Genomic DNA, 11,578 nt, shown 5'->3' with positions numbered 1-11,578 from the left:
CCGACGATGTCGATGGTGTAGACCGGATCGCCTGCTGCATCGTCTGCGCCGAAGGCCAGCGAAGCCGAGATGATCGAGGCCGCGCTCGTCGCGCTGATCGGGCCGGAGACGAAGGCTTCGCCGGCATCGGTCTCGTCGACCGAGACCGAGCTGCCCAGGGCAACGTTCGTGACCGCCGGAACGTCGTCGACGATAGTGACATCGACCGAACCCGTTTCCGGATCGCCGTCACTATCGGTCACCTGGAAGCTCACACCCGAAATGACGGCCGTGTTTTCGCTGTTGCCAGTGTCGGCATGGTCGATCGCCTGCGAGAGGACCGCCGAATATGTGTAGGTGATGTCACCCGCATTCGGACCGGCTACATAACCGTCGAGCGCGATGGTGATGACGGTAGTTGCACCGCCATCAACGGTGCCGACGATTTCGCCGCCGACCAGCGAGAAGTCGACCGCCTGACCATCCGACGAAATCGAACCATCGAGTGCGTCGACGTTGATGAACTGGAAGGCCGCAGCCGGATCGGCAGGGACGTCGGCATAATAGCTGACAACGATCGAGCCGGTGGCGCTTGCCGAGCCGGTCGAGGTGACCTCGAGCGGATCGGTCTGTCCGCTGTCTGGATTTGCGCCGTCCAGACCGTCTTCATCAACCGTGACGTCGTTGGAAACGATGGTCGGTTCCGAGTCCGGCGCCAGGTTGAGCGTGACAACAGCAGTCGCGGTGTCACCGTCACCGTCCGTGATCTGGTAGGTGAAAGTGTCAGTGCCGACCTGGCCCGCGGTGGGCGTGTAGTTGAAGGTGCCATCGCCGTTGTAGGTAACAGTGCCCTTCGTCGGACCGGTCACGACTTCGATCCCGGTTGCGAGGTCGATGCCGTCGGTTCCCGCATCGTCGTTTGCGAAGACGTCGATGTTGAGGAGCGGCAGGTCTTCCATGACCATGAAGACGCCATCATCGGTCGCATACGGACCATCGTCTTCGATCTGGAACGTGCCGTTGCCGAGATCGATGCTGGCTGAGGCGGAATCGCCGTCAAAGTCGGTTGCCGTGGCAGTCAGCGTCAATGCGCCGTTCGCGACGACCAGCGAAGCGGTGTCGTCGTCGCTCGTCGTGTCGCCGTGCATGACGTTGCCAGACTGCGTGAAGGTAACGACGCCTGTGTCGCCGTCGACCGAGATGCGGACATATTCGCTGCCACCCGCGGTCCCGACGATCTCGCCGCCGACAAGGTTCAGAACAATGGCATCGCCATCGAGCGTGAAGAGACCCGATGCGACGTCGGTGCCGTCGAGGCCAAGCGCATAAGAAACGTCGCCCGGGACGTCCGCGCCGAATGCAGTTGCATTGGGCGTGCTGTCGCTGGGCTCAAAAGCAACGGAGAAGTCTACGTTGACGGTTGCGAGACCTGCGGGATCGAAATCGCCGCCTTCATCCTCGCCAGCCGGCGATTCGTCGAGCACTGCGACCGGAACTATGCCGGTTGCGACGATGCCGGGAGTGTCGTCGTTGAACTGGACGTTGCCGCCGAGATCGAAAGAGCTCGACGCGCTTTCGCTGTCGCCGTCGGCATCGACGATCGTGACGTCGTAAGTCGCTTCGACAAGGCCGTTCGCAAGGACGGCAAGATCGCTATCCTCGCCGTGGTCGATCGGAGCCGACTGCGTGAGGGTCAGCGTGCCGGTCGCCTTGTCGACGCTGATTGTGAAGACGGTGCCTTCGACGGTTGCGCCGGTGACGGTAGCGGTCGTCGCGGTTTCGCTCAGCGAAAGAGTGATCGTTTCGCCGCCGCTGAACAGGCCGGAAGCCGCATCACCTTCGACGAGCAGCGAGAGGCCGAACGCTTCGGTGAGCGAGCCAGCGCCATCGGTGCCATAGCTGGTGGCGGCCGTCGTGCTAAAAATAGCCGACAGTTCAAAGCTGTCGGTGTTCGGCGACCCGTCGTCGTCAGTCGTGGCGATATATTCGCCTTCGCCAATTGCCTGCGCGCCAACCTTCGGGCCGTCGTCTTCGATCTGGAACGTCCCGTTGCCGAGATCGATGCTGGCCGACGAAGTGTCGCCATCGGAGTCGGTTGCCGTCGCGGTCAGCGTGAGACCGCCTTCGGTGACGAGAAGGGCAGCCGTGTCGTCATCGCTGGTCGTATCGCCATGCATGACGTTGGCCGACTGCGTGAAGGTGACGACGCCGGTATCGGCATCTACCGAGATGCGGACATATTCGTCGCCATTGGCCGTGCCGACGATGTCGCCATCAACCAGATTGAGGACGATCGAGGTGCCGTCGAGCGCGAAGAGGCCCGAAGCAACGTCCGAGCCGGAGAGGTTCAGCGCATAGCTTACGCTGCCCGCGACGTCGGCGCCGAAGCCGTCAGCGCTGGTGTCGTCGTTGCTCAGGCTGAAGTTGCCCGAGTAGTCGACCGTCACGCTGGCGAGGCCTGCGGGATCGAAATCGCCGCCCTCGTCGGTGCCAGCGGCGGATTCGTCGAGAACTGCGGTCGCGATGGCGGCATCGACGGTCGTGATGACCGGGCTGTCGTCATCAATCAGGATTGCGATTGCGCCGGTGGCGGCGTCGCCTTCGGCATCGGTGACAGTGACAGTGACCTGGAAAGTGGCATCGTCTTCGGTGCTGGCATCCGGATGTGTGACCGGCTGAAGCAGGGTGAAGGTGTACGCACCGGTCGCAACGTCGGTGATTTCAAGCGTGAAGACCGTCTCGCCGGTGACGGAGTCCTGGCCCGTGAGTGTGTGCGTTACCGCGTCCCACGAGGTCGAAATTGCATTGCCAGCAGCCGAAACAAGGCCGGTGTCGGCCGAAGGCGCGAGGGCGATGTCGCCCATGCCGTCGATGCCGAACGCGAGGCCGGCGAGCGTGCCGCTCTGCACGGTGGCTTCGCCGGCGAGGTCGCCCGTGCCGCCTGCGATACCGCCAAGACCTTCTTCGTCGACTGCGACCGAAGCCGCGAGATCGGCGATCGACGGGCCTTCGTCAGTCAGCGTGACGGTGAAAGTCGAAGAGTTGCTGACGTCACCGTCGCCATCGAGGATGGTGTAAGTGAAGGTTTCAACCGCGGTGTCGCCCGGGGCAACGTTTGCGCCCGAAGTGTAGACGAGGTTGCCGTCAACGATCTGGATCGTGCCGCCAAGGTCGCCCGTGCCGATGGTGATCGCGGGCGAGCCAGCGCCGTCAGCGCCGTATTCGTCGTTGGTCAGCAGACCTGCCACCGAACCCACGACAACGCCGGCGGCATTGTCGTCGAGCGTTGCGAGGTTGCCATCGTCGTTGGTGAACGGATTGTCGTCGATGATGTCGATACGGGCGGTGCCGGTATCGCTGTCGCCGTCGGGATCGATGACGGTGATGTCGAATTCGACGAAGGTGTCGTCACCCGATGTGTTGTCGTTCAGCGTGTACGTATAGGTGATCGAGCCGTTGACGATGTCGACGGCGTTGATGACCAGCGTGCCGTTGCCGATGGTGTACCCCGATACGAACGGTTCCTGGATGACCAGTTCGCCATCGACGATCTGGAACACGTCCATGCCGTCGATCAGAAGACGGTCGGTGCCGTCGGGCGAGACGTAGAGGATCGTGCCGGTCGTGGCTTCGTCGTCCGTCTGGTCCATCGTACCCGGCGATTCCGGGCGATCTTCCGTGTTTCCTTCAAGGCCGTCTTCATCGACGATCGTGCCGTCGCCCGTTTCCGGGATGAAAGTGATCTCGGGAATCTCGTTGACGAGGCCCGGGATGATCTCTTCGTCCTGCGGCTCGGGGAAGAACAGTTCGGTGTAAGGCAGAAGGTCGCCAAGCGCGTAGGCCGGATCGATCGGGTTCACCGGATCTGCAAAGTCGCCGCCCGAGCTCTGGCTCTGGCCAGCCGCGGGCTGAGGCTCATCCGAGATCAGCAGAGCGGCGAGGTTCATCGGCGGAACGGTTACGCCGTCGATCACGATTTCCGGCACGTAGATCGCACCGTTGATCACGACCATCTCGGAGCCGTCGGGCAACGCGATGACGAGGTTGGAGCCGTCGACCTTGATGTCGTCGAGCGAGACGCCAGCCGGAAGGACGAGGACGTTTTCACGGGCCGGGTCGGCAATTACGCGCTTCACCGCACTGCTGCCATTGAAGACCGGGTTGGTCTCGGCCAAGCCGTTGGTTTCGTCAGAGCCGTTCGAGCCGTTCGACTGAAAGTCCATTTCCATCGCCTCATCACAACTGCGCCGCGCCACACGCGCGAACGCAGATAAAAGGTTCAGGCCGCCCGATCGCCGGACGGCCAATGCCTGTGGTTTCGTGAAGAGCTGAACAGGTGCCCCACTTGCTTACCTGTTCGCGAGGGACTTCTTGAGTAGCGATGCCCCCCGGCTGAGCTACTTCTTGAAAACGTTAAACAAGCCTTCTGCGTAATCTGTCTTAGGGCACTAAGATGCATTTGTTAAAGCAGATCGTTCAAGCGACCTGCCAGCCATGCCCCATAATGGGATAAGCGAGCGCGAGCCGCGCGTGACCGTGATCACAGGGCGCTGAATCTAAACGCTTTTGGAAAAAAGGGTCACGGGCTCGTGAAATGCCGGGAACCAAAGGCATATTTAACATTCACGGTTAATGAATCTTAACACTTTTTGCGACTCGGGGAATCAGTGTTGCGCAAAGCATGACCGCCGCAATCCTTTGCAGGACGCGGCGGCCAATTTCCGTGGGGTTTGAGAGCGTTATCAGGCGTCTTCGGCGATCTTCACCTCGGCATCCTGAAGCATTTCGATCAGGGCCTTGCTGAAGGCGGGAATGTCGTCGGGATTGCGGCTCGTGATAAGGTTGCCATCGATCGCACATTCTTCGTCGACGACGGTCGCGCCGGCGTTGCGAAGGTCGGTGCGGACCGAGGGCCAGCTCGTCACCTTGCGGTCTTCTACGATATCCGCCTCCACCAATAGCCAGGGCGCATGACAGATCGCGGCAATTGGCTTGCCAGCTGCATTGAACGACCGAACCAGCGAGATGACCGTATCGTTCATGCGCAGGATATCGGGGTTGATCTGACCGCCGGGCAGAAGAAGCGCGTCGAAATCTTCGGCGCTGGCATCTTCGACCGATATGTCGACCGACACAGTATCGCCCCAATCCTTCTCGTCCCATCCGCGGATCGAGCCTTCTTCCGGGCTGGCAATTTTAACGGTCATTCCAGCGTCCAGAAGGTTCTGGCGGGGCTTCATGAGTTCCGACTGTTCGAAACCGTTCGTTGCGATGATGAGGACCTTGCTGGTCATGCTGTTCTCCGGGTGTTCGTGTTGATACGTTTACCCTTTGAATGCGCGCAAAGCCGCGGCGTTCCGCCATTTGCGACGACTTGTAGCAAGGCTTCGATCAGTCGGTCTTCGTAGCCTCGGACGCAGTCTGGGAAGCGGCTTTCGGGGCAGGGCGGAAGCGCTGGACCAGGCGCCAGATGCCAAGCCCGACGAGCCCGAGCGGGATCAGGATCGTGAGCAGGATGATCGCCGCGGCCAGCATCGATCCGAGAATGCCGGACACGCTGGAGATCGCCTCGCGGACGGGGCTGGCGAAGCTGCCTGTTTCGGGCATGCCGGATTCGTAACTGATGTTGACCCGGCTGTAGTCGACCCGCCCGCGCATTTCGGCGAGCCATGACTGCGCCTGGTCAATCTCCTCGTTCACGCGGGCGACCGCGCGTTCGGCCTCGACCAGTTCGGCCACAGTGCCGCGGCGGGTCTGCAGCACTTCCAGCAGACGGTCTCGCAGGACGGTGCGTGCCTTGATCCGGGCCTCCGTGTCGACGATCTGCTTGGAAAGGTCTTCACCGCTGATCGCGCTGGAAACCTGGGTGCCACCCTCCTTGCCTGCGAGTTGGCTGAGTTTGGCTCCGAAAGCGCGAGCCTGAGGGGCCGTGACGGCAAGAGTGAGCGAGCCGGATGAATACTCACCCTCCATGCCCGATTGGCGCATGTCGAGAATGCGGCAGGTCTGCGGGCCTTGCGCGTCGCAAAGGTCGGCGTGGGCGAGCTGGATCGGGGCGATTTTCTCGGCGGGAAGGCGGAAGCCGTAGCTGTAGACGTAGGCGATCTTGGGCAGGGCGACGGCGATCTCCCCTCCGGCCGATGCACTCGGGGGCGCCTCGGCTGCGGCCTCATCTGCGACATCCAATGCGGCGACGCTTTCGGTCGCTTCGTAGACGGCGTTCTGACCGTTGTCGCACGAGGCGATCGCGAGGGCGAGGAAGGGAAGTGCAAACGCTACTTGCCGCATTAAGGCCTCCTTTATGCCATATTTTCGCCTTATTCTGACGCGGTTCGGTTTGGGGTGCAAGGCGCAAAGTCGTGGAGGAACGGTGGATCATTGCAAAGCCGCCGTTCCCGCCAGCTTGCAGCGCTGCTAGATCGGCAGGCCTGATGGCTGACGATCTGACCGAAATGACCGAACCCGATCCCTTCGACAGGCTGATTGACGCACCGTTCGACGCGGCCCTGTCCGAACGGTATCTCGTCTATGCATTGTCAACGATTACAGCGCGCTCCCTGCCGGACCTTAGGGACGGCCTGAAGCCGGTTCACCGTCGTCTGCTCTGGGCAATGCGAATGCTGAAGCTCGACCCGCAGTCGGGTTTCAAAAAATCGGCCCGCGTCGTCGGCGACGTCATCGGTAAGTATCATCCGCATGGCGACGCCAGCGTTTACGACGCGATGGTCCGCCTGGCGCAGGACTTTGCACTGCGTTACCCGCTCGTCGAAGGGCAGGGCAATTTCGGCAATATCGACGGCGATAACGCGGCGGCCTACCGCTATACCGAAGCGCGGCTGACGCGCACCGCCATCCTGCTGATGCAGGGGCTGGATGAAGGCACGGTCGATTTCGTCCCGACCTATAACGGCGAGGAGGAAGAGCCAGAGATCTTCCCCGGTCTGTTCCCGAACCTGCTGGCCAATGGCGCCAGCGGCATCGCGGTGGGCATGGCGACTTCGATCCCCAGCCATAACGCGGCCGAGATCATCGACGCGACGCTGAAGCTGATCGACAATCCCAAGACCGAGCACGCGGAGCTGATGGAGGTGTTCCGCGGCCCCGACTTTGCCACTGGCGGTCTGGTCGTAGACAGCCCCGAAATCATCAGCCACGCCTATGAAACCGGGCGCGGGTCCTTCCGTATGCGCGGCCGTTTCCACGCGGCAGAGGCGGAGAAGGAAGAAGATCGCGACGCCGGGATCGAGCGGCTTGGCGGCGGGCAGTGGCAGCTCGTCATTTCCGAGATCCCGTATCAGGTCCAGAAGGGCAAGCTGATCGAGCAGATCGCCACGTTGATCGGCGATCGCAAGCTGCCGATCCTCGAGGACGTGCGGGACGAGAGTGACGAGCAGATCCGTATCGTGCTCGTGCCCAAAAGCCGGAACGTCGATCCCGACCTGCTGAAGGAGAGCCTTTACAAGCTCACCGACCTCGAAAGCCGTTTCTCGCTCAACATGAATGTCCTCGATGCGAGCCGGACACCGGTGGTCATGGGGCTGGGCGAAGTCCTGCGCAACTGGATCGTCTCGCAGATCGACATCCTGGTGCGGCGTTCGCGCTATCGGCTCGACCAGATCGCCAAGCGGCTTGAACTGGTCGAAGGCTATATCATTGCCTTCCTCAACCTCGACCGCGTGATTGAAATCATCCGTAACGAGGACGAGCCCAAGCCCATCATGATGGCCGAGTTCGGTCTGACCGACCGGCAGACCGAGGCGATCCTCAACATGCGGCTGCGCAGCTTGCGCAAGCTTGAGGAAATGCAGCTCAAGAAGGAACGCGACGAGCTTCTGGCTGAGCGGGACGAGCTTGAGAAGCTGATCGAAAGCCCGGGCCGTCAACGTACGCGATTGAAGCGTGATCTCAATGCCTTGCGCAAGGAATATGCCGAGACGACTGAACTCGGTAAACGGCGCACGACCATCGCCGAGGCTGAGCCGACTGTCGAATTCTCGATGGACGCCATGATCGAGAAGGAGCCGGTGACGGTCATCCTTTCTCAGCGTGGCTGGATCCGCGGGATGAAAGGGCACGTCGATCTGGATGGCGAGTTCAAGTTCAAGGAGGGCGACGGCCCGGCCTATGCGCTGCATGCACAAACGACTGACAAGCTGCTGATCGCGAGCGGCGACGGGCGTTTTTATACTCTGGGTTGCGACAAGCTGCCCGGCGGTCGCGGGTTTGGCGAACCGGTGCGAACCTCGCTCGACATTGATCCCAATGCGCCGATCGTGGGGCTGATCCTGCACCGGCCCAAGGGACAGATCCTGCTCGCCAACAGTGCCGGTCGCGGGTTCGCGGCAGGTATGGACGAACTTCTGGCCGAAACGCGCAAGGGCAGGGCGGTCGTGAACCTGAAGGCGGGCGTGACCCTGAAAGTCGTGCGCGAAATTCCGGCCGATCACGATCACGTCGCCGTCGTGGGTGATAACCGCAAGCTGGTGATGTTCAGCCTTGAGGAACTGCCGGTGATGACTCGCGGGCAGGGCGTGCAGTTGCAGCGGTACCGTGATGGCGGGTTGTCCGACGCGACGACGCTGAAGCTCGAGGACGGCCTGTCTTGGAAGATGGGCGGCGACAGCGGGCGCACGCGGACAGAGGCCGACATGTGGCAATGGCGTGTTGCGCGCGGTGCCGCCGGCCGTTTGCCGCCGCAAGGTTTCCCCCGCGACAACACGTTTGACTGACGAACAAAAAAGGGCGCCTCACCGGGCGCCCTTTTCCGTTTGATCTGTCGTCGCTCTATCAGAGCTGGCCGAGCATGTGCTCTGCGCTAGACACTTCAAACTGGCCTGCTTCCTCGACGTTCAGTTCAACGACCTTGCCGTCGTCGACGACCGCCGACCAGCGCGAGCCGCGCTGACCGAGGCCAAAGCCCGAACCGTCCATGGTGAGGCCAAGGGCCTGCGCCATGTCGCCATTGCCGTCGGCGAGCATGGTCACGCTTTCCGAACCGTCGCGTTCCTTCCATGCCTGCATGACGAAGGGATCGTTGACGGCGGTGCAGGCGATCTCGTCGATGCCCTTTGCCTTCAGTTCATCCGCCTTCTCGACGAAGCCAGGGAGGTGCTTGGCCGAGCAGGTCGGTGTGAATGCACCCGGAACCGAGAAGAGAGCGACCTTCTTGCCCGCGAAGTATTCGCTCGACTGGACCTTTTCCGGACCTTCGCTCGTCGCCTTGACCAGCGTCACGTCGGGAAGCGTTTCTCCCACCTTGATCGTCATTCGTAATCCTTTCGATGCGTGTTGTGCGCGTGCCGACACATAGGTTCGGCATTTCCCGTCACAAGATGCGATCGGACGAAGCTTGGTTAATTTGCCTTTACTGCCCGCCTTTAACTTTCGGTAAAAGGTTTGGCCGATGATGGCCCCCGTAGACGACCAGCCAACTCGAACTGAGAATTCACGGGGAGCATCGGACATGGGGAAACTGGGTAAGACTGTCGGCGCCATTGCATCGGCCGCCATCCTTGCAACGGCAATGCCGGCACAGGCAGGCGGTTACGCCGACGCCGAAAAGCTGCGCAAACTGGACATCATGCTGATGGTGACGGCCTTGCGCTGCCGCCACGGCGCGGACAACTTCCAGCGGGACTACGAAAAGTTCGCCGTGAAGCACAACGTGGCACTTCAGGGCGCAGCACGCTCGCTCCAGTCTTCTTATCACAGCAAGTACGGCGCCAAGGGCGCCAAGCGTCAGCTCGACAAGATCAGCGTGAGCATGGCGAACGTCTACGGTCAGGGTCATCCCTGGCTCGAATGTGCGGAACTTAAGCAGGTAACCAGCGGTCTTGCCGCACACCGTGACAGCAGCCAGCTCCTGGTGGTTGCCAATGAGTTGCTTGCGACCGACCGGCCCGCAAAATTCGCCATGAAGCGCTGAGCGCTAATGGCGGCATAACGGACCGGACAGAATCGTCCACGCACGGGACGGCGATCGCCGAGGGGAACTAGGCGATCGCGAAAAGGGCCGCAGAGGCGGATATAAAGTTTTCTTTATATTTGCCCTCAGGACGGAGAGCGGGTAGAGGCCACGGCAGTGCCGGGCTTCTGCCCGCTTTTCGTTTTTCTGGCCCGCATAGGGCCGCAGCTAAGTTCAGGAGTTGCCCCGTGGCCACTGCCGCCGTCGAGAACGACTACGTCATCGCCGACATCGCCCTTGCCGACTACGGTCGCAAGGAAATCGCCATTGCCGAAACCGAGATGCCGGGCCTGATGGCCCTGCGCGACGAATATGGCGATGCCAAGCCGCTGGCTGGCGCGCGCATCACCGGTTCGCTCCACATGACGATCCAGACCGCCGTTCTGATCGAAACTTTGGTGGCTCTCGGCGCCGAAGTCCGCTGGGCGACCTGCAACATCTTCTCGACGCAGGACCATGCCGCAGCCGCGATCGCGGACCAGGGCATTCCCGTCTTCGCGATCAAGGGCGAAAGCCTTGCCGACTACTGGGACTATGTCGGTCGCATCTTCGACTGGGGCGCCAGCAACGGCAGCGGCAAAACCGCTAACATGATCCTCGACGACGGCGGCGATGCCACCATGTTTGCGCTCTGGGGTGCTCGCCTCGACGCTGGTGAGACCATGCCCGATCCGGAAAACGCCGAAGAGATCGAGATGCAGCGCGCGCTCAAGGCATTCGTTGCCAAGCATCCCGGCTACCTGATGAAGTCGGTCGCCAACATCCGCGGCGTTTCGGAAGAGACGACGACGGGCGTTCACCGCCTCTATCACATCGCCAAGGGCGGCAAGCTTCCGTTCCCCGCGATCAACGTGAACGATTCGGTTACCAAGTCGAAGTTCGACAACCTCTATGGCTGCAAGGAATCGCTGGTCGACGCGATCCGCCGCGCGACTGACGTGATGCTGGCCGGCAAGGTCGCCTGCGTTGCCGGCTTCGGCGACGTCGGCAAGGGCAGCGCCGACTCGCTCCGCAACGGCGGTGCGCGTGTCATGGTCACCGAGATCGACCCGATCTGCGCGCTTCAGGCCGCGATGGAAGGCTATGAAGTCGTCACGATGGAAGAAGCGGTCGAACGCTGCGACATCTTCGTGACCGCCACCGGCAACGAGGGCGTGATCACCGGCGAACACATGAAGGCGATGAAGAACATGGCCATCGTGTGCAACATCGGCCACTTCGACAGCGAGATCCAGATCTCAGCTCTCGACAACTACGACTGGAACGAGGTCAAGCCGGGCACGGATCTGGTCACGCTGCCCGATGGCAAGCAGATCATCATCCTTGCCAAGGGTCGCCTCGTGAACCTGGGCTGCGCCACCGGCCACCCCAGCTTCGTGATGTCGTCGAGCTTCACCAACCAGGTGCTGGCCCAGATCGAGCTTTATACCAAGGCCGACGAGTACAAGAACGACGTCTATGTCCTTCCCAAGCACCTCGACGAGAAGGTCGCGGCGCTTCACCTCGAAAAGCTGGGCGTTTCGCTGACGAAGCTTTCGCAACGCCAGGCCGATTACATCGGCGTGCCGGTCGAAGGCCCGTTCAAGCCGGAACACTACCGCTACTGATCGAATATGCGGCGCGGACGGGCGCAAC

At 61.6% G+C, this 11,578-nt stretch carries 7 protein-coding genes; 3 read left to right on the top strand and 4 right to left on the bottom strand.

What is annotated here, in order from left to right:
* The 3 genes from KIH45_RS16250 to KIH45_RS16240 all read right to left on the bottom strand — a co-directional run.
* The coding region (locus tag KIH45_RS16250) for a DUF5801 repeats-in-toxin domain-containing protein (protein ID WP_213177046.1) at window positions 1–4,202 on the bottom strand (4,202 nt) is incomplete at its 3' end.
* A 519-nt stretch (window positions 4,203–4,721) separates the two neighbouring features.
* A complete protein-coding gene (locus tag KIH45_RS16245; RefSeq protein WP_213177045.1) occupies window positions 4,722–5,273 on the bottom strand; it encodes a type 1 glutamine amidotransferase domain-containing protein in 552 nt (183 codons plus the stop codon).
* Window positions 5,274–5,370: 97 nt separating this feature from the next.
* A complete protein-coding gene (locus KIH45_RS16240) occupies window positions 5,371–6,267 on the bottom strand; it encodes a DUF4349 domain-containing protein (protein ID WP_213177044.1) in 897 nt (298 codons plus the stop codon).
* A gap of 143 nt (window positions 6,268–6,410) precedes the next feature.
* Here KIH45_RS16240 and parC point away from each other — a divergent pair, with 143 nt between their 5' ends.
* A complete protein-coding gene (parC, locus tag KIH45_RS16235) occupies window positions 6,411–8,708 on the top strand; it encodes a DNA topoisomerase IV subunit A (RefSeq protein WP_213177043.1) in 2,298 nt (765 codons plus the stop codon).
* A 58-nt stretch (window positions 8,709–8,766) separates the two neighbouring features.
* Here the strand turns inward: parC and KIH45_RS16230 are convergent, their stop codons facing one another.
* Window positions 8,767–9,246 carry a peroxiredoxin gene (locus tag KIH45_RS16230; protein WP_213177042.1) on the bottom strand — a complete coding sequence of 160 codons (480 nt, stop codon included), beginning with the start codon at window positions 9,244–9,246 and terminating at the stop codon, window positions 8,767–8,769.
* A 196-nt stretch (window positions 9,247–9,442) separates the two neighbouring features.
* Between KIH45_RS16230 and KIH45_RS16225 the strand changes: the two genes are divergently transcribed.
* On the top strand, window positions 9,443–9,904 hold the full coding sequence (locus KIH45_RS16225; protein ID WP_213177041.1) for an S-adenosyl-L-homocysteine hydrolase: 462 nt from the start codon (window positions 9,443–9,445) through the stop codon (window positions 9,902–9,904).
* A 227-nt stretch (window positions 9,905–10,131) separates the two neighbouring features.
* Entirely contained in the window at window positions 10,132–11,550 is a 1,419-nt protein-coding gene (gene ahcY, locus KIH45_RS16220; RefSeq protein WP_213177040.1) for an adenosylhomocysteinase, read from the top strand.
* Window positions 11,551–11,578: the final 28 nt, after the last annotated feature.

It is taken from the genome of Croceicoccus gelatinilyticus (assembly GCF_018398395.1).
In the GTDB taxonomy this organism is placed as follows: domain Bacteria; phylum Pseudomonadota; class Alphaproteobacteria; order Sphingomonadales; family Sphingomonadaceae; genus Croceicoccus; species Croceicoccus gelatinilyticus.
Note: the sequence above shows the minus strand (reverse complement) of the source record. Positions and strands in the feature narration are given on the sequence as shown.